General features: G+C 61.3%; 14 protein-coding genes. 2 read left to right on the forward strand and 12 right to left on the reverse strand.

The annotated features are described in order from the left end of the window. Positions 1-6: 6 nt before the first annotated feature. The 9 genes from ACZ3GY_RS09270 to ACZ3GY_RS09310 all read right to left on the reverse strand — a co-directional run bounded on the left by ACZ3GY_RS09270 (position 7) and on the right by ACZ3GY_RS09310 (position 11,885). Complete coding sequence (locus ACZ3GY_RS09270; RefSeq protein ID WP_465909759.1) at positions 7-1,053, reverse strand: WD40/YVTN/BNR-like repeat-containing protein; 1,047 nt, start codon at positions 1,051-1,053, stop codon at positions 7-9. Positions 1,054-1,206: 153 nt separating this feature from the next. Next, a complete protein-coding gene (locus ACZ3GY_RS09275) occupies positions 1,207-2,568 on the reverse strand; it encodes a DUF1329 domain-containing protein (RefSeq protein ID WP_465909760.1) in 1,362 nt (453 codons plus the stop codon). A 15-nt stretch (positions 2,569-2,583) separates the two neighbouring features. Continuing rightward, a complete protein-coding gene (locus ACZ3GY_RS09280; RefSeq protein ID WP_465909762.1) occupies positions 2,584-4,500 on the reverse strand; it encodes a DUF1302 domain-containing protein in 1,917 nt (638 codons plus the stop codon). A 754-nt stretch (positions 4,501-5,254) separates the two neighbouring features. Then, a complete protein-coding gene (pepN, locus tag ACZ3GY_RS09285) occupies positions 5,255-7,918 on the reverse strand; it encodes an aminopeptidase N (protein ID WP_465909763.1) in 2,664 nt (887 codons plus the stop codon). Between the two features lie 68 nt (positions 7,919-7,986). Further along, complete coding sequence (locus ACZ3GY_RS09290) at positions 7,987-8,820, reverse strand: DUF2797 domain-containing protein (protein ID WP_465909765.1); 834 nt, start codon at positions 8,818-8,820, stop codon at positions 7,987-7,989. Further along, positions 8,820-9,083, reverse strand: coding sequence for a YeaC family protein (locus tag ACZ3GY_RS09295; protein ID WP_465909766.1), 264 nt, complete (start codon positions 9,081-9,083; stop codon positions 8,820-8,822). The genes ACZ3GY_RS09290 and ACZ3GY_RS09295 overlap by 1 nt, the downstream gene beginning before the upstream one ends. A gap of 71 nt (positions 9,084-9,154) precedes the next feature. Beyond that, a complete protein-coding gene (locus ACZ3GY_RS09300) occupies positions 9,155-10,024 on the reverse strand; it encodes a rhomboid family intramembrane serine protease (protein WP_465909767.1) in 870 nt (289 codons plus the stop codon). Further along, complete coding sequence (locus ACZ3GY_RS09305; RefSeq protein ID WP_463564508.1) at positions 10,021-10,995, reverse strand: metallophosphoesterase; 975 nt, start codon at positions 10,993-10,995, stop codon at positions 10,021-10,023. Before ACZ3GY_RS09305 ends, ACZ3GY_RS09300 begins: the two co-directional genes overlap by 4 nt. Continuing rightward, entirely contained in the window at positions 10,995-11,885 is an 891-nt protein-coding gene (locus ACZ3GY_RS09310) for an NAD(+) kinase (RefSeq protein ID WP_225831572.1), read from the reverse strand. The genes ACZ3GY_RS09305 and ACZ3GY_RS09310 overlap by 1 nt, the downstream gene beginning before the upstream one ends. Positions 11,886-11,989: 104 nt before the next feature. Here ACZ3GY_RS09310 and ACZ3GY_RS09315 point away from each other — a divergent pair, with 104 nt between their 5' ends. After that, on the forward strand, positions 11,990-12,922 hold the full coding sequence (locus ACZ3GY_RS09315; protein WP_465909769.1) for a DUF1853 family protein: 933 nt from the start codon (positions 11,990-11,992) through the stop codon (positions 12,920-12,922). Here ACZ3GY_RS09315 and ACZ3GY_RS09320 read toward each other — a convergent pair. From ACZ3GY_RS09320 to ACZ3GY_RS09330, 3 genes are all read right to left on the reverse strand, one after another. Beyond that, a complete protein-coding gene (locus ACZ3GY_RS09320) occupies positions 12,919-13,863 on the reverse strand; it encodes a 1-aminocyclopropane-1-carboxylate deaminase/D-cysteine desulfhydrase (RefSeq protein WP_465909770.1) in 945 nt (314 codons plus the stop codon). The two genes, ACZ3GY_RS09315 and ACZ3GY_RS09320, sit on opposite strands and share 4 nt — an antisense overlap. Before the next feature lie 43 nt (positions 13,864-13,906). Beyond that, positions 13,907-15,196 carry a chromosome partitioning protein ParA gene (locus ACZ3GY_RS09325; RefSeq protein ID WP_465909772.1) on the reverse strand — a complete coding sequence of 430 codons (1,290 nt, stop codon included), beginning with the start codon at positions 15,194-15,196 and terminating at the stop codon, positions 13,907-13,909. Between the two features lie 187 nt (positions 15,197-15,383). After that, positions 15,384-17,420: an oxidoreductase gene (locus ACZ3GY_RS09330; protein WP_465909773.1), complete on the reverse strand. Its 2,037-nt coding sequence runs from the start codon at positions 17,418-17,420 to the stop codon at positions 15,384-15,386. A gap of 195 nt (positions 17,421-17,615) precedes the next feature. On the opposite strand from ACZ3GY_RS09330, the gene ACZ3GY_RS09335 reads away from it, so the two are divergent. Then, positions 17,616-18,677: an AraC family transcriptional regulator gene (locus tag ACZ3GY_RS09335; RefSeq protein WP_465909775.1), complete on the forward strand. Its 1,062-nt coding sequence runs from the start codon at positions 17,616-17,618 to the stop codon at positions 18,675-18,677. Positions 18,678-18,786 lie beyond the last annotated feature (109 nt).

Here is an 18,786-nt window from a genome sequence, read left to right on the forward strand (position 1 = left end):
AGCTTGTTATTGTTGGCCTGGATTGGCACCGGTCGACGAGGCCAGGCGTACGCCGCCCTGCCCCACCAGAATCAGTTTGCCATCGGCACCCGCGGTCACACCTGCCAGCGACACCCGATCCGGGCGATTGAATACGCTGAAGCTATTTCCATGATCGGTACTCTTGAGCACGCTGCCGCCATGCCCGACCACCACGATACTGCCGTCGTCGAGCAAGCTAGCGTTGGCCAGGCCGAACTCCAGGATGCCGCCGCTGGCAGTCGTGAGCGCAATCTGCTGCCAGCTGTCGCCGCCGTCGGCAGAGTGGAACAGATGCCCGCGCAGGCCATAGACCAGCAGGCCCTGTGGCTCGCCGGTGGCCAGCACGCCGAACAGCGAGCCCTGGTATGGCCCTTCCAGAGTCTCCCAGGTTTCTCCGCCATCGACGGAGCGAAACAGGCTGCCCATTTCGCCAACGATGAACAGGCCGGTGTCCTTCACCTCGGTGATAGCGTTGAGGTGATAGGCGTCTTCGTTGTCGAGACGGTCGCTGACATCTTCCCAGGTGGTGCCAGCATCGGTGGTTTGCAACAGCGCACCGTAGGCGCCGATGGCGAAGCCGTGCTGCAGATCCTTAAACCAGACGTCGAGCAATGGCGCCTCGCGCTGCAGATCCTCGAACTGCTTGCTCCAGGTGGCCCCGCCATCGGTGGTAGCCAGTACCAGGGCATCGTGACCGACCGCCCAGCCGTGCTTGTCGTCGACGAAGAACACCGCGGTGAGCATCTGCCGGGTGGGCACCTTGGCCTGCTCCCAGTTCGCACCGTCGTTATCGGAATAGAGGATGTGGCCGCGTTCGCCGACCGCGACCAGGCGTTTACCGGCATGGGCGATATCGAGCAGGAGGCTGGAAACGGCCTTCGCAGACGGCACCGAATAGGTCGCCGCCTCGCCAGCGGCTTGCGCCTGCACGAGCGGCGCGGCAACCACCAGCAGCGCGCACAGCGATAGTGCCTGCAGCACGGGCTGCACGCTTTTCCCGCCCCTGATGCGCCGCAAAATGGGCTCACTCATACAAAACTCCCCCTTCTTCTTGTTATTGCCAGCGCCTGTGAAACGACGCTCATGCTAGCGGCCTTTGCGGATCCAAAATCCACTGTTTTGTAAGAAAAAGCCCGCGTTATCGACCGCGCGAATGACAGCCGCGCAATCAATCACGCCATCGACTCAGCGAGTTCCTCGGCGGCGCAACTCAGCCGGCGTGAAGTAACCATCATTGGCAACCGGCTGGCTGAAGTCGATGGTGTTGGCTTCTTCGTTATCCAGATTCTGCACGTGGTAACGACGCGCCTGCAGATCGTGGAACACATCCAGCGCAGACCAGGTAGTCGGCAGCTCGTAGTAGTTCTTCAGGTACGCCAGAGACACGCGCCACAATTCACCGCGGCCATCGTACTGATCGACCACCGCGGCCTGCCAGCTGTCCTCGTCGAGATACAGTGTGCGCTTGGAGTAGATATGCCGGGCGCTGGGTTTGAGCGTGCCCTCCACAACCCACACCCGGTGCAACTCACTGCGAGTGAAAGCCGGATTGAGGTGACCGACCTGCAGCAGATCCTTGTATTTGACCTGCGGGCTGGTGACCTTGTAGTTGTTGTAAGGGATGTAGATTTCCCGCTTGCCGAGCAGCTTCCAGTCGTAACGATCCGGGGCGCCATTGAACATGTCCGTATCATCGGCGGTGCGCAGGCCATCGGCTGCGGAGATCGGTGTGTCATACGCGAGGTTCGGTGCCCGCCGAACGCGGCGCTGACCGGCGTTGTAACCCCAAGCCTGGCGCGCCTCCTTGACCTGATCGAGGGTCTCGTGAACCAGCACCGCACCACCGGCCAGACGCGCCGGACTGCGGGTGAAGGACAGGTAGTAGAACAGGATATTGTTCAGGTTGGCGTAACTGCCCTGCGGATCGTAGAACTTGAACATCGCCTCCTGCTGCGAAGTGACCAGCGAGAAGGAGCCATTACGCTGCACCGCCACTTCCGAGGCGCGTCGCACGATGTAGGTGCCGCGATAACGGGCGATGTGGTTCCAGAGCGCCTCGACACCACTCTGCGGGATCGGGAACGGAATGCCGCCGAAGGCATCGGCAAAGCCGTTGCCGCCGTCGAGCAGTTTGGCGCTGACGGCATTCTTCGCCGTGTTGTCGTAGACCCACTGCGGCGCCGAACCGGAGCGGCGGCTGGCGTACACCGGCATCTGGTAGGTATCCGGGTAGGCTTCGAACAGTGCGATCTGCCCGGGCGTGAGGTTGTCCCGGTACTGCTGCAGGTTGGCCTTGGTGATGGTGAACAGCGGTTTGTCGTCCGCGAACGGATCGACATGGTGCTTGCCCGAGCCCTGATAACCAGCCGGTGCCTGGGTGATTCCGCCCGTCCAGGCCGGAATGGTGCCCGCTGCGTTGCCGGCCTTCTCACCGCCAAGCGGCGTCAGGCTGGCGCCCAGCTTGGCCGCGTCCTGAGGCGATACCGCCGCCAGGCTGTTACCGGCCAGCAGAACCAGCGCGACTGCAACGCCTTTGATGTTCAGCATCCTGTATCTCCGTGATCAGAAGGAGTATTTGACGTTGACGCCGATATTGTCGCGGTCGCGCACGGCGTTATTGTTACCACCACCGGAAAACTCGGTGTACTGCAGCTCGGCTTCCAGGCTGTTCATGTAGCTGGCCTTCATACCTAGGGTGTAAGCCTTGCGGCCCTCAATGAAATTGCCGGTCTGGTAGGAGTTACCCTCGAAGTCATCCTTGTAGACGACGAAGGGCGACAGGTTGACCCCGGCCAGGACGTCGTTCCAGGTGCCGGACAGCACCAGGGTGTAACCATAGGCGTTCTTGTTGACCTGGTAACTGCGGCCATAGCCGAAGACATAGGAGGAGTCGCCGCGCCCGGCGTAGTAGCGGGTCGAACCATCGTAGGCCGTGTACTTCAGGTCGCTGCCGCGCAGGTGCTCGGAGGCCAGCTCGGCCACGCCGGTCAGGGCATCGAAACCCAGTGACGGGCCAAAATTGTAGATGGTACCCAGCGACGCGTTATAGGCCTCGACCCGCTCGTAGTTGTGGATCTGCTCGCCGAGCTGCAGAGCGCTGCCACCGATATTCACCTGCTGGCCCTGCACCACTTGTGGCGCCTGACGCAGCAGATCGCCGAGTAGGTCGTTGGTCGCAGCGACACCGATCGGCAGGTTCGGCCGATAGGACAGCTCACCGAACAGAGAGGCATTGCCCAGGGTGGTATTGAAGCTGAAGCCGTACATGCGGATATCTTCGACGTACTCGCGGCGGGCGTTAACTTGGTTGGCGACATCAATAGTGGCCAAGCCACCTGCGGCAAGAGCCGGGTTTGGACAGGCAGGCCCTAATGCGGCACATGTACCTGCGATAGTCGCCAAATCCAGACCTGCGTAGTCGCCCAGATCCGCCGCGACAACAGGTTCTTTCGAGTGATAGTTAACGAAGTAGAAGCCGAATTCGGTCGAGTTCAATTGCTCGGCGATATAGCGAAAAGCTACGCCGAACTGACCGTCGTTCTTGGCGTTGATGTCCTTGCCGATGGAGGCCACCTTGATATAGCCATTGGCGTCCACGTTACGGCCACCCTGTAGACCACCCGTAGCGCCAAGGCCGCTGTACAACCCAGCCAGCGGAATCAATGCAGGTTGACGAGTGTAAGCCGTGTTGCCGCCCTCGGCGAACAGGTCGGTCTCGGAGAAGTAGCTGCCTACCGGGTCGATGGCGGTTTCCTTCCAGTTGAACTGATAGAAAGTCTCCATCGACAGATTGTCGGTCAGGCCGATATTGAAACTGACCGCCTCGACAGGGATCAGCACTTCCTTGATTTCCGAACCGGGCAGTCGGAAACGTGCGCCGTCCACCGGGTTGCTGGTGTTCACGCCACCGCGATAGAACACTCCCTCACCCCAGTTGAACACCTGCCGGCCCAGACGCGCGCTGACCGGACGCTCGGCGACATCCCAGTTGCCATACACGTAGGCATCGAGGATCTGCGCATCGCGTCCGGCCTTGTGCCGAGTGTCCCGGGTGAAGCTGTCGTCATCCGGGAAGTTCTGGCTCGGCTGAGCGGGCCTGTTGCCGCTGTTGAAGTCGTTGCGCTTATCCATGATCTGGGTGTCATAGAACGCTGTGCCGCGCACGAAGACGCCGTAGTTCTGGTAATTCACTTCCAGATCGGAGGTGATCTTGAACACTTCGGAAACCAGTCCGGTACCGAAATTGCGATTGCCGTCGTTGACGTTGACGTCGTCGTTGCTTCTGCTCTGCCCCTGCACACGCCACAGCTGCCCGTAGGACAGCGTGGTGTCGAGCGAGCCACTGATTTCGTTGTCGGCGAAGCTGAACTCCACCGCTTGTACGGGTACCGCGACCAGCAGCGGTAACACGCTGGCCAGGGCATAACCCGCCTTCGCCGGAACCAGGCGCAAGGCCGGCTCAAAGGACTTGATACGCATTGAATCTCTACTCCGCAGACAGACAGTCGTTGTTCTATCCGGCCCGATTTTCGGTGGGCCTGGCGGACACCTTGTTGGGTGTCCTGTCATTGCGCTGAACTGGCTGGCATCACTGCCTTATGCAGTGCAACCTTGGTGCCAATTCAAACGATCGTATTAGCCGAAACCGCTTTTCCAGAGCAGCCCCGCACCGTCTTTTTATGACTGATCGTCCACTGACCAATAGTTCTCGATTACTGCCTTTTCAACCGCCTCCTCCCCAGAAAGCGGTGCGAAGCGCACACAGCCACACGTGCTAGTCAATCGCTAGCGTCGAATATTAAGTGTGTCGACTTATAAGAAGGTAACTTTTGATTCCGCCAGGTAACGAAAAACGTTACTGCGGGAACGAACGGTAACATTCGGCCCGATGATGCGCGTTAAATCAAGTCAAACCGCTCTAGAACGAACTTTTCAGACCTTCAGAGAGTTTCTAATGGTTGCAGAGGATCTGCATCCAGATTGGACAGCCGGCAATCGAATGAATGCCAGCGCCGCGGCGATTGCTGCAGTCGCAGTCAGGCCACTATTGCATCGCCCGCAAGCGGGCTCCTACACAACTGAGCCAGACACCCAATTCTGCTGCGGCAACCCGCCTTTGTAGGAGCCTGCTTGCGGGCGAATCGCACGGACAACGCAGATGTCGCGTGAAAGCCACTAACGCTTCGCCTATAGGGCGACATTCCTACCGGAAGAGGTCGCCCATCCCGACTGCTCAGGCCAGGCTCTTGCTCACCACCTCATAGACATCCGCCGACAGCTCACCGGAGGCGAGAATCCGCTCCAGCTCCGCCGTCATCAGCGCCTGGCGCTCGCTGCCGTACTTGCGCCAGCGGGTAAGCGGTGCCAGTAGGCGCGAGGCGATCTGCGGATTGAGGGCGTTGAGCACGATCACCTGGTCGGCTAGGAAGCGATAACCGCTGCCATCGGCAGCATGGAAGTTCACCAGGTTCTGGCCGGCAAACGCACCGATCAATGCACGTACCTTGTTCGGGTTCTTCAGGGTGAATGCCGGGTGCTCCATCAGAGCCTGAACACGTGCAAGGCCGCCGGGCAAGGTGCTGGCGGCCTGGACGCTGAACCACTGATCCATGACCAGGGCGTTGTCCTTGAAGTGCTCGGCGAAGGCTTCCAGGGTCTTCGCACGCTCGGCTTCGAACGGCGAGTTGACCAGCACCGCCAAAGCAGTCAGGCGCTCGGTCATGTTGTCGCACGCCTCGTACTGCTCCAGCGTCGCCGCCAGAACCTCGGGCTTGCCGGTCAGCATCAGGTACGACAGCGCGATGTTCTGCAGGGCGCGACGAGCGAAGTGCTCGGCTTCGGCCACGTAGGGCGTAGTACGCGACACCTCGCGGTTGGCCTGATAACGCTGCCACAGCGGCTCGAACAAGGCCTCGGCCAACTGCTGGCGGGCGAATTCGCGGGCGCCGTGGATGGCGTCGACATCGGCCACGTCGCTGATCTCGGTGAGGTAGGCCTCACCCGGCAGCGAAAGCATCTCGGCGACCATGGCCTGATCAAGCGAGTCATCCTGCAACAGGGTGCGCAATGCGCTGACCAGTCGCTGATCGAGCACCAACTTCTCGCCACGCTGGTGTTGGCCGATCAGCTCCTGCAACACCTGAACGCTGAGCTGCTGACCCGCCTCCCAGCGATTGAAACCATCGCTGTCGTGCTGCATCAGGAACATCAGTTGATCGCGGTCGTAGGGGAAACTCAGTTTGACCGGTGCACTGAAGCCACGCAGCAGCGAAGGCAACGGCTTCTCGGCGATATCGACGAAGGTGAACGACTGCTGCGCCTCGGTCACCGACAGCACGCGGCTGCTGCCACCGGCAGCGGACTCGCCCTGCAGGCGTAGAGGCAGGTCGTTGCCCTGGGAGTCGAGCAGACCAAGCAGCACCGGCATAACGAAGGGCAACTTGTCGCCCTCGCTCTGCCCTGGCGTAGCCGGGCAGCTCTGGGTGAATGTCAGCGTGTAGGTCTTGGCAGCAGCGTCGTAACGCTCGCCGACGGCCAGGCGCGGCGTGCCCGACTGGGTGTACCAGCGCTTGAACTGGGTCAGGTCGATGCCACTGGCGTCTTCCATGGCCTTGACGAAGTCGTCGCAGGTCACGGCCTGACCATCGTGGCGCTCGAAGTACAGATCCGATCCCTTGCGGAAGGCTTCTTCGCCCAGCAGGGTGTGGATCATGCGCAGCACTTCGGAACCCTTTTCGTAGATGGTCAGGGTGTAGAAGTTGGAGATTTCCATGTACGCATCCGGGCGCACCGGATGGGCCATGGGGCCTGCATCTTCGGCGAACTGATGGGTACGCAGGTAAGCAACATCCTGGATGCGCTTGACCGTCGCCGAGTTCATGTCGGCCGAGAACGCTGCATCACGGAACACCGTGAAGCCTTCCTTGAGCGACAGCTGGAACCAGTCACGGCAGGTTACCCGGTTACCCGACCAGTTATGGAAGTACTCGTGGGCGACGATCGCCTCGACGCGCTGGTGCGCGGCATCGGTGGCCGTCTCGGCGCGGGCCAGCACGGCGCTGGAGTTGAAGATGTTGAGGCCCTTGTTCTCCATGGCGCCCATGTTGAAGTCGTTGACCGCGACGATCATGAAGATGTCCAGGTCGTACTCGCGACCGTAGACCTCTTCGTCCCACTTCATGGACTTCTTCAGGCTGTCCATAGCGTGCTGCACCTTGTCGATGTTTTCCGGTTCGACATAGATGCGCAGCGTCACTTCGCGGCTGCTCATGGTGGTGAACTTGTCTTCCACGCACCAGAGATCACCGGCGACCAGAGCGAACAGGTAGGCCGGCTTCTTGAACGGGTCTTCCCAGGTCGCCCAGTGCCGACCGTCGTCTTCCTGGCCGCTGGCGACCGGGTTGCCGTTGGACAGCAGGATCGGGTACTTCTGCTTGTCGCCGCTCACCGTGGTGGTGAAGCTGCTCATCACGTCCGGGCGGTCGAGGTAGTAGGTAATCTTGCGGAAGCCTTCAGCCTCGCACTGGGTGCAGAACATGCCACTGGACTTGTACAGCCCTTCCAGTGCGGTGTTGCTTTCCGGGTGGATGCGCACGCTGCTGTCGACGACGAAGCTGGCCTGGGTCGGCTGCAGGGTCAGGTGGCTGTCGGTGAGCGTGTAGTCGGTGGCGCTCAGCTCACGGTCATCGAGCTTCAACTCGAGCAGTTCCAGTTGCTGACCGTCGAGGGTCAGCGCAGGTAGATCAGCCGACAGCGCCGGGTTGCGGCGCATCACCAACTGGGCGTGCACCAGGGTGTGATCCTCGAACAGCTCGAAGGTCAGGTGAGTTTCGTCAATCAGGTAATCCGGCGCCTGATAGTCCTTCAGGTAGATGGTCTTCGATTGCTCGGTGCGCATGGGAACCTCTTCGATGCCACGCCCATTGGCGTGGCAGACAGGTGAATGGCGTCAGCAGCGCCTGCCGGTCAGGCGGCGCAGCTGGCTGCGATCTGGTAAGCGGTGTACTTGCGGATATTGATCACGCCGGTATCGAACATCAGGTACTGACCCTTGATGCCCAGCAGCGTGCCCTCTGCGACGGGATTCTTGTCCAGGTTGAAGCTGGTGATCTTGCCGGGATAGCCCTCGATCGGGTAAGCAATTTCAACCACTGGCAGGTCATTGAGCGGCTGCAACGCCTGCAGGCCGAAACGCTGCTGCAGCGCGCTCATGCCCTCGGCACAAGCCTCGAAAATCCGCTCGCGTACGGCGAGCAGATCGACCGGCGTCGCATCGCCCTTGAGCAACGCGCGCCAGTTGGTCTTGTCGGCCACTTGGCTGCGCAGCAGGTCTTCGACGAAACCGGACTGCTGACGGGTAGCCACGCGCATGATCGGCAACGCCTGAGTCGCACCCTGGTCGATCCAACGCGTGGGGATCTGCGTGGCGCGGGTAATACCGACCTTGATGCCCGACGAGTTGGCCAGGTAGACCACATGATCGGTCATGCAGAACTGCTCGCCCCAACCGGGATCGCGGCAGGTGCCGGCGTCATAGTGGCAGCGTTCCGGGCTCATGATGCACAGGTCGCACTGGGCAAGCTTCTGCATGCAGGGGTAGCAATAACCCTGACTGAAACTGGTCTTGGTTCTACGGCCGCAATGGCTGCAATGAATCGCGCCCAGGAACTCCAGGCGCACGGTCTTGCCGATCATCGGGTTGACGGCGATCTGCTCGTCACCCAGGCGAAACGCATACTGCACTGGCGCGTCGAGCTGGGTTGTCATCTTGCTCATGGCGCCACGGGCTACTTCTAACATCAGTGCAGGGTTTCCGACGATTTGTAGAGCAGATTGGGGATCGGCGCGGACTTCGAGGCGCACTCGGAGGGCCCCATGTAGCCGGTACGCTGATCCTCGGGCAGGTTCTCGATCTCCCAGGCGATCATCGCCTGCAGGCTCAATTCCTTCTGCTCCTGAGTGAGCTTGCGGCCGTCCGGCCACTTGCCGATCTCGACGGCCAGCTTGAGGCTGTCATACACGTCCGGGGTGATGTTGCGGATCAATTCGACGAAGGAGGACATGACTGGCTCCGAGGCTGGAAAAGCGCTGATTCTACCCTATCTCGACCCTCAAGCCGAGGCAGCTACGGGGATCAACCGTGCTGTAAACGCCGTGCCAGCAGACCGCCAATCAGCCCGGTGACGCACCCTGCCACCAATCCACCGACATGGGCAGCGTTGGCGATGGCGCCGAACTGCAACAGCTCGAAAACGCCGGTCATGCAGATCAACAGCCAGACCAGCATGCTCACCAGCACGCCGCGCGGCAGCTTGTAGGCCTCATTCGGGGCCAGCCACTGGAACAGCCAGCAGTGCCCAAGCAGGCCGTAGAGCACGCCGGACAGGCCGCCGAACAAGGCTGGCCCGCCGTAGATATACTGCGCCACGTTGGCTGCCAGACCGAACCACAGCGTTAGCAGCAGTAGCATCACGGCGCCCTGACGTACCTCGATGCGGCGACCCAGTTCCCAATACCACAGGCTGTTCATGGTCAGGTGCAGCAGGCCGAAATGCAGCAGCATTGGCGTGAGCACGCGCCACCATTGGCCACTGTCCATCGCCTGAGTGAAGGTGCCGAAATAGATGTACTGACCATCGATATGGAAGTCGACGAAGCTCAACCAGCGGACCACATCGTAGTCTTCACCGCCCCAGGTCAGCAGTGCGACCAGCAGCGTCAGCGCCAGCACGATCAGCGTCAGCGGGCTGCCTTTTGCCTGAGAGAGCAAGCCGGGGCGCTCGCGCACGGCCTGGGTACGCACCGGCTGCAGATTGGGATCGCCCTCCGGCACCCGGGCATACAGCTCACGTACCTGACCCGCCGTGTGTTCGTCGGGCACCCAGAGCACTTGCTCATTGGCCTGTTCCGCCACTCGGTGGGCAACGCCCAGATTGCGCAGCAGCGCAATGAAAGGCGCCATATCCGCATCGAGCGGCACACGCAAGGCGATCACGGCGCTCATCGTGGGGCCTCTGGTTTCTCTACGTCGACCCAGACGAACTTGTGCGGATCCAGGCGGGTTTCCTGATCCAGGCGGTAAGCCACCAACTTGCCGTACATCACCGCGCTGTAGTCGATGCAGGCCAGGTTGGGGCGAATCGGCGCAGGAATGCCGCTGCGCCAGTAGTGGCCCACGAACAGCAACGGCTGTTCCGGGCCGTACTTCAAGAGCTCGGTCTTCTGCATTTCATTGAGCGGCATCTGCGCCACCAACTCAGGTAAGGCATCGGGCTGGAACTCTACGTCGCCGTAGGTCTGCGGGTTGTCCTCCCAGAACTTGGTGCGAAAGAACGAGCGGGTGAAGCCATCGCCACTGGTCATGCTCAGGCCATTAGGCAGGCGCATGTCGGTACCGCGCAGCAATCGATCAAGCACAGTGCAGGCGTAACTGCCGGGCACTGCCGAAGCTTGCAGGAAGTGTTCGTCGATGCAACCGTCCGGGAACTGCTGGCGCAGCGGTGCGATTATTCCGTCGTCCCAGCAGGCATGCACCACACGAAAATGCCCAGCATCAATGAATAGTGGCAGTTCGTAGAACCAGGCCAGGAAATCGCGCCACTCATCGGGGTACGGGTCGAACTGCTTGAGGGTTTCGCCAATCAGCCGCGCATGCCGTGGACTGTGCTCACGCACATACTGTCGGCCACTACCGGGCGGCGCCGGTGTCATCCAGCCGAGCGCGTTGAACTCGTGGTTGCCCATGATGCACAGCGCCTCGCCGGCACGCACCATATCGTGCACCAGGTGCACCGCCTCGCGAATGTGCGGGCCACGATCGATCAGATCACCCAGAAAAATCGCCATACGCCGCGGGTGGCGCCAGGTACCGTTCTGACGGCGATAGCCCAAGCGCTCAAGCAAATGCACCAAGGTATTGGCGCAGCCATGGATATCTCCGATCAGGTCATAACCGCGAGACGAGTCGAGCTGCATCAGTCGCCTCCGCCGCCGAGCCGGCTACCCCATCCCAGCTTGTTTCGGCAGATCTCATAGTAGTTGTGATCCAGCGGGTGGATCAGGCACAGCTTCTGGGATTTCTTGCGCACCGTGATGGTGTCGCCAGGGGCGCAAGTGAAGTGGTTCTGGCCGTCGCAAGACACCTGCGGATAGAGCTGCAGATCCTTGGAGACGACGATCTTCAGCTCACTATTACCATCTACCACGATGGGCCGGCTGGACAGCGTGTGCGGGTACATCGGCACGATGACGATGGCGTCCAGCTTGGGGTGCATGATCGGGCCGCCCGCCGACAACGCGTAGGCGGTGGAGCCGGTCGGCGTGGCGACGATCAGGCCATCGGCCTTCTGGCTGCAGACGAACTGGCCGTCGATGTACAGCTCGAACTCGATCATCCGGTTGGACTTGCCCGGGTGCAACACCACGTCATTGAGCGCATCACCCTGGCCAATCGCCTCGGAATGACGGCGCACTTCGGTCTCGAGCAGAAAGCGATTCTCGGTGAGGTAGTTGCCTTCCAACACCTCGGCGACCTTGGATTCCAGCTCATCCGGACGGATATCGGTGAGAAACCCCAGGTTGCCGCGGTTGATGCCGAGCACCGGTACCTTGTGCCGGGCCAGGGCGCGACCTGCGCCAAGCATGCTGCCGTCGCCGCCGACCACGATCACCAGATCGCAGAACTCGCCCAGGTGCTTGCGGGCAGATGTCTGCAGACCATGGCCGGGGAGAACCTCGGCGATGGTGTCCTCGAGAATCACGTGCAACTGGCGTTCGAGCAAAAATTTCTTCAGACGGCGAATAGTGTCTAGCACCTGGGTACTGCCCAGGCGGCCGATGATGCCGATATTACGAAACTGCTCCATGGGGCTCCCGCGACGCTCTGGCTCTAGTGTCCCGATTATGGGTGAAACGCTACTTCAGCAGCAAACCTTCGCGCCAATCGAACAAAAGCCCCTATGCTTGCGGCATGAACCCTTTCGCTTGCCTCGCCGACCTGCCTCAACGCCTGACTCAGCCAGCGGTGCGGGATCTGGCCTGGACGCTGTTATCACCGCCCTTGCTCGCTCGCACGACTTGGCAACAGCGCCATCCGTTAATCGAAACGCCCTGGGCTGCTGAGCCGGGTCTGCTGGCGGACTGGTTACTGCGCCAGGATCAGGATTGCGTGCCCCTGCAAACCTGGTTGTCGCGCAGCTCGGTACGCCGCTTGGGCCTCTACTATGAACGCCTCTGGCAGTTCGCCCTGCACGCAGCACCTGGCGTCGAGGTACTGGCTGCCAATCTGCCGATCCGCCAGGGCGGTCACACCCTTGGCGAGATGGATCTGCTGTTGCGCGATGGCAGCGGCGTGCATCATCTGGAGTTGGCCATCAAGCTCTACCTGGGTGCGCCCTCGCCAGAGCCGGCACACTGGATTGGTCCAGGCAGCCACGACCGCCTGGATATCAAACTCGACCATCTCACCACCCATCAATTGCCGTTGTCGGCACATCCCGATGCCCGCCCTGTTCTGGACGCCGTGACGGACAAACGTATTCAGGCTGCCATGTGGATCGGCGGCTATCTGTTCTATCCCCATGCACGCACCTGCTCACCACCAGCAGGCGCCCATCCAGCGCATCTGCGCGGTACCTGGCTGCATCGGCGCGAATGGCCAGCGTTTCACGCAAAGGATAGGGACGCACGCTGGCAACCGTTGCCGCGCCACGCATGGCTTGCGCCTGCCCGTATGGCACAGCAGGAGAGCTGGTCGAGCTCTCGCCTACACGCCTGGCTGGACGAGCTACCCGAGCATGCCGACGCTCAGTTGCTGGTCGACTTACGACCCGATGCCACCGGCTATTTGCATGAGCGCCAACGCCTGTTTCTGGTCGACGACGATTGGCCTGTTCAGGGTTAAACGACAGAAGAACCAGGCGCGAGGGCCGCTCGTCTACCTTGCAACCCACCGGTATGCACAAAGATCAGTCGCGAGCCAGCCTCGATCACCCCACTGCCAATGGCTTCGCGCAAGGCCATTAGCGCCTTGGCGGTGTACAGCGGCTCCAGTGGTAAACCGCTCTGGGTTTCGCAGCGGGCCATAAAGTCCAGCAGTTCGGCATCCTGCCGCGCGAAGCCACCGCGGCATGCATCGAACAACTGGTAGCCGGCATAGGCCAGACCCGCTTGCGCCAGCAATGCCTGCACCTGCTCCGGCACACCATGATCGAACGGCACCGCCAGTGCGGCATGAACAGGTCGTCGCCCACCTTCGCCCATCACCAACCCCGCCAGAGTGGTGCCGGTACCGGCAGCCAGCCACCAACCGTGATAATCGCTCCAGCCCAGCGACGGCAATTGCGCTGCCACCAATTCGACCAGATCGGCACAGCCCTGAGCGCCCGGCAAACCACCGCCACCTTCGGGCACCGTATAGAAATCGGGATAACGCGCCTGCCATTGCGTCCAGAAGCCCGCAAGGTGACGCTCACGATAGCCGCCATAACCCAGCCAATGAATCTGCATGCCGAAACGCTGCAAGTCACTGACGGTTGGCGTGCTCTGAGGGTGGCCGCGTAACAGACCGACGGTCGCGAACGAAAAACGCTGGCCGGCAGCAGCCAACGCATGCAGGTGGTTGGAATGGGCACCGCCCAGGCTGATGATGCCGCGAGCGCCCTGCTGCGCGGCGATGTGCAGGTGCGGAGCGAGCTTGAACCACTTGTTGCCACTGATCAGCGGATCGATCAGATCCAGCCGTAATACCGCCAACTCAACGCCAGCCAACCAATCGAATGAGAGATGCTGCAGCGGCGCATGGGCGCGCCAGCCACTGGCGAGAGCAAGGGAAAATGGACTCATGGAAACACGCGGTGGGACTAGCGAAAGGGCCTGCGAGTTTAACTCAGCCCACGGTACGCAGGCGCGCCGCAGCCTTGTGCAGCATGCAGCAGTTGGAGTCACCCAACACGAAGCGTCCCGGCGTTTCGATACGCTCCACCGCTACGTCGCAGCGCTGGCCGCTGGCCTGCAGGCCCTCGCAACGCGGGCGCTGGTAGTGCTCCAGCCATTGGCGGTATTGGCTTTCGGACACAAAGCATTTACTCGCTGCATAGCCTAAAGGGCTGGCCAAATAACGGTCGACATCCTGTAACGGTACGGTGAGGTGGCCGGCACCCGGATGGAACACCACGAACACCACACCCTGCCCAGCCAAACGTTCGAGCACCTGATGGGCACCGCGCTGCGTGGCTTCTGCTTCATGACGCCGGGCCTGCTCTTCTGCCGCAGCCTGGGTAGCGATAAGGCGCGCACGCAGCTCTTCATCGAACTGCTCACGAAGGATTTCACGTTCGGTGCGTGCATGACGCTCTGCTGCGCGCAAACGAACTGCCATCTCGTCGCGCTCACTCTGCTGAATGGCAAGTTGCTCGGTCAGTTGTCCCTTGAGGGTCTTGTTGAGCATTTCCTGCTGACGTACAGCCTGTTGCTGTGCCTGGATCTGCCCCTGCAAGCCGGCAATTTGCGTTTTGGCCTGTAACGCGGCGGCAGCGAGCTCGGCCTGATGCTCCTGGCCCAAACTGGCAAGACGCTCGCGCTGCTGCTTGACCAACTGCGCGGCCTTCTGCCGATAGTCGCGAGACAGCCGCTCGGCAAGCTTCTCGGCCAACTCCCGGGACGAGTCGGCGGCGTACCATTGATCCTCAGAGGCCACCTGCAGGCGTGCCGGAGAAACACTGCTGGCCTCCTCCTCGCGAAGCAGGATGCCGAGGCTGTTGAGTTTGACGGTGTCGCGCAGCAAGGCCAGGTCGTTGTTGCCTGCGGCCAGGCTTGGATCCCACAGGTGCATCTGATGCCAGGACACCGGGCACTGGCTGCGGCAAGCAAGACGAATCGGCCCGCCACCCAGATCAGGGCCACGGCCAGCGCGCTCGGCCAACTGCTGCAGCGGAATGTTCCATCCGCTATCTGGGGCGCCGCTTTCATCGAAGTCTAGATAAAAGAACACAACCGAGCGAATCTGCAAGCGTGCATTGATCGTCATGTAGACGACACGAACCTGCTGGTCAGCGAAATCCGGCATTTTCACCAAGCCATCGAGCAGCGTCTCGAATTCGGTGTAGAACATCTGCTTACCGATGCTGCCGTCATCAGCGAAAAACATCACGGCCTCAATCAGTTGCGGCTTGCTCATCGATGTTCTCCAGACAAATGACCGTTCTCGGTTGCACATTAGCTGCAGCGGTAAAATCTGCAGTTCAGCAAGTCTAGGCGAGAACGCGCCATCCACTGTGTGACACGGTTGGCAGTCACTCAGCCGCAAGACGAATGGCTAAGCCAAACTGTGATCTGCTCGGTAGAGCCCCCTGCAAAGCAGCGCCTCAGAGAGCGGCGGCCAGACGTGAGCCCTGATCGATGGCACGCTTGGCGTCCAGTTCAGCCGCCACATCCGCACCGCCGACCAGATGCACGGCCTGCCCAGCAGCCAGCAGTTCGTCCTGCAGTTCGCGCAGCGGATCCTGCCCGGCGCAGAGAATTACCGTATCCACCGGCAACAGCTGCGGTTCGCCATCGGCGATGCGGATGTGCAGGCCCTCGTCATCGATCTTCAGGTACTCGACAGCATTGAGCATTTGCACCCGTTTGTTCTTCAGGCCGGCGCGGTGAATCCAGCCGGTGGTCTTGCCGAGGCCGTCACCAACCTTGCTCTTCTTGCGCTGCAGCAGAAATACCTGGCGCGCGGCGGGTTCGACCTCGGCCTGAACACCGGCAACGCCACCCCGGGCCTGCAGAGCAGGGTCAATGCCCCACTCCTTCCAGAATGCATTACGATCCAGGCTGGTGGCCGCACCCGCGTGGGTGATGAACTCGCTGACATCGAAACCGATGCCGCCGGCACCGATCACCGCGACCGTCTGACCGACCGGCCGGCGTTGCAGGATGGCGTCCAGATAGCTGATCACCTTGGTATGCTCGATACCGGGAATCGCCGGAGTACGTGGCACGATACCGGTGGCGAGGATGATCTCGTCAAAACCAGCGGCGATCAGTTCCTCAGCGTTGACCCGCGTATTCAAACGCAGCTCGACGCCAGTGGTTTCCAGCTTGCGCTTGAAATAGCGCAGGGTTTCGAAGAATTCTTCTTTGCCAGGCACTCGCTTGGCGACGTTGAACTGGCCACCGATTTCGCCCGCAGCATCGAACAGAGTGACGCGATGACCGCGCTCGGCCGCCACCGTGGCGGCTGCCAACCCGGCGGGGCCGGCGCCGACCACGGCAATCGATTTCACCGCCGCGGTCGGCAGGTAATTCAGCTCGGTTTCATGACACGCACGCGGGTTGACCAGGCAACTGGTCAGCTTGCCGCCAAAGGTGTGGTCGAGGCACGCCTGGTTGCAGCCGATGCAGGTGTTGATTTCATCGCCACGACCAGCCGCCGCCTTGTTGACGAACTCCGGGTCGGCGAGAAACGGCCGGGCCATGGACACCATGTCGGCATCGCCCTCGGCCAGCACGCGCTCGGCCACTTCCGGGGTGTTGATACGGTTGGTGGTGATCAGCGGAATCGTCACCTCGCCACGCAGCTTGGCGGTGACCTTGGTGAAGGCTGCCCGCGGCACCTTGGTGGCGATGGTTGGAATACGCGCTTCGTGCCAGCCGATCCCGGTATTGATCAGGGTCGCCCCCGCTGCTTCAATGGCCTTGGCGAGCACGACGACTTCCTGCCAGTCACTGCCACCCTCGACCAGATCGAGCATAGACAGCCGGTAGATGATGATGAAGTCGCTGCCGGCCGCCTCGCGCACCCGGCGCACGATCTCCACCGCCAGGCGCATGCGATTCTCGAAACTGCCGCCCCAGCGGTCGGTACGCTGGTTGGTGTGGGAAGCGAGGAACTGATTGATGAAGTAACCCTCGGAACCCATGATCTCGACACCGTCATAACCGGCTTGGCGCGCCAGTACCGCGCAGTTGACGAAATCAGCGATCTGCTTCTCGATGCCTTCTTCGTCCAGCTCCCGTGGCTTGAACGGATTGATCGGCGCCTGAATGGCGCTCGGCGCAACCTGCTTGGGGCTGTAGGCATAACGGCCGGCGTGGAGGATCTGCATGCAGATCAGACCGTCGGCGGCATGCACCGCTGCGGTGACGATGCGATGCTTCTCGGCTTCCTCAGTTGTACTCAGCTTGGCCGCGCCAGCGTACACCCCGCCCTCCTCGTTCGGCGCAATACCGCCGGTGACCATCAGGCCGACACCACCGCGAGCGCGCTCAGCGAAATAGGCCGCCATGCGCTCGAAACCGCCGGGCTTCTCCTCCAGCCCAGTGTGCATGGAGCCCATCAAGGTGCGGTTTTTCAGGGTGACGAAACCCAGATCCAGCGGAGCGAGCAAATGCGGGTAAGCGGTCATGGTCATGCATCCATCGGCGTTGATCACGGGATGCCGCGGCCTCTGTGGGCAGCGGTCGATATGCGACAGACAATAGTGAAGCCACGCCCCTCACTCAATGACCATAAATGACAACTTACTGATCCTGAGTAACACCAAGCCTGGTGAGATGGCGCAGGTCGAGATACTCTGCTGATCCTTCCACGAGCGTCGTCCGAGCCCATGAACCCCGCACGCATTCGCCTGGGCGATCTCTCCGTCGGCTTTCTGTACAGCCTAGCAGACGCCCTGCGCCATCTGGGCCACGCGCCGCAAGCATTGCTGGAACAGTATGGTTTCGATGCCACACGCCTGGCCGAGCCCCGGGCACGGCTGTCGATTCCGCGTTATATGCACCTGGGTCACAGCGCCATCCGACTTACCGGTGAACCGGCGCTGGGTCTGCTGATGGGTCGGTTCGGCCGCCTGCATCAATTAGGCTTGGCGGGCGTTACCGCCGCCCAAGCCCCCACAGTGCGCGAAGCGGCACGTACGCTGATCCGCTTCGAACTGCTGTATGCCTCCAACTACCGCGGCCGCTCGACCCTTCAGGAAGACAGCAGCGGCGCCTGGCTACGCTTTCACTCGATCGGCCCGTACAACGCTTACAACCGCTTCGTGGTCGATTCGGTACTCGTGGGCTGGCTGCAGCAGCTGGGTACGCTCGTCGCCATGCCCCTGCAAGCCGAAGCACTACAGGTGGAGTTCTCACCCCCCACCTATGTTGAGCGCTATCAGCCCGAGTTCGGCTGCCCGCCCCTCTTCGATGCAGCCTTTAACGGCCTGCGGCTTGACCAACAAACGCTGAGCCTGCGCAATCCACAGCACTGCCCCGGTACCTGGCAGGAATTGCTGCAACTCTGTGAGCAGGAACTGCAGCGCCTGACCCGCACCCACAGCCTGCGTGAGCGGATCAGCCAACTGCTCGGGCCACGTCTGCATGGCTGCGAGCCAGACATGGAGGAGATCGCCCGACAGCTGCAGCTACCGACCTGGACGCTGCGCCGACGTTTGGCCGAGGAAGGCACGCGTTTCAGTACCATCGTCAATGAAACTCGCCGCGACTTGGCCATTGCCTATGTACGCGACACCGAACTGTCGTTCGGCGAGATCGCCTATCTGCTTGGCTTCTCCTCGGCAGAGCCCTTCCAGCGCGCCTTCAAACGGTGGCTGCAGCAAACACCGGGTGAGTTGCGTCGGACATGTCGAAAAGACAGCATCAGTACATCTGAATCTATGAAATAATTATTTTCATTTGCGGCTGCGGGTTTTACGCTTCTCATCCGTCTTAATAAGTAACCTACACACAAGAGTGCGATCGCAACACTCACCATCGGGTTTCCACCCTCGCAGG

It is taken from the genome of Pseudomonas sp. PME37.24/006, assembly GCF_055556635.1.

Excerpts from the sequence above, each read along its gene's own strand:
- ACZ3GY_RS09300 (WP_465909767.1), bottom strand. The coding sequence starts at position 10,024 with ATGAGCGCCGTGATCGCCTTGCGTGTGCCGCTCGATGCGGATATGGCG.
- ACZ3GY_RS09275 (WP_465909760.1), bottom strand. The coding sequence starts at position 2,568 with ATGCTGAACATCAAAGGCGTTGCAGTCGCGCTGGTTCTGCTGGCCGGT.
- ACZ3GY_RS09295 (WP_465909766.1), bottom strand. The coding sequence starts at position 9,083 with ATGTCCTCCTTCGTCGAATTGATCCGCAACATCACCCCGGACGTGTAT.
- ACZ3GY_RS09290 (WP_465909765.1), bottom strand. The coding sequence starts at position 8,820 with ATGTTAGAAGTAGCCCGTGGCGCCATGAGCAAGATGACAACCCAGCTC.
- ACZ3GY_RS09330 (WP_465909773.1), bottom strand. The coding sequence starts at position 17,420 with ATGACCATGACCGCTTACCCGCATTTGCTCGCTCCGCTGGATCTGGGT.
- ACZ3GY_RS09305 (WP_463564508.1), bottom strand. The coding sequence starts at position 10,995 with ATGCAGCTCGACTCGTCTCGCGGTTATGACCTGATCGGAGATATCCAT.
- ACZ3GY_RS09270 (WP_465909759.1), bottom strand. The coding sequence starts at position 1,053 with ATGAGTGAGCCCATTTTGCGGCGCATCAGGGGCGGGAAAAGCGTGCAG.
- ACZ3GY_RS09315 (WP_465909769.1), top strand. The coding sequence starts at position 11,990 with ATGAACCCTTTCGCTTGCCTCGCCGACCTGCCTCAACGCCTGACTCAG.
- ACZ3GY_RS09335 (WP_465909775.1), top strand. The coding sequence starts at position 17,616 with ATGAACCCCGCACGCATTCGCCTGGGCGATCTCTCCGTCGGCTTTCTG.
- ACZ3GY_RS09325 (WP_465909772.1), bottom strand. The coding sequence starts at position 15,196 with ATGAGCAAGCCGCAACTGATTGAGGCCGTGATGTTTTTCGCTGATGAC.
- ACZ3GY_RS09280 (WP_465909762.1), bottom strand. The coding sequence starts at position 4,500 with ATGCGTATCAAGTCCTTTGAGCCGGCCTTGCGCCTGGTTCCGGCGAAG.
- pepN (WP_465909763.1), bottom strand. The coding sequence starts at position 7,918 with ATGCGCACCGAGCAATCGAAGACCATCTACCTGAAGGACTATCAGGCG.
- ACZ3GY_RS09310 (WP_225831572.1), bottom strand. The coding sequence starts at position 11,885 with ATGGAGCAGTTTCGTAATATCGGCATCATCGGCCGCCTGGGCAGTACC.
- ACZ3GY_RS09320 (WP_465909770.1), bottom strand. The coding sequence starts at position 13,863 with ATGAGTCCATTTTCCCTTGCTCTCGCCAGTGGCTGGCGCGCCCATGCG.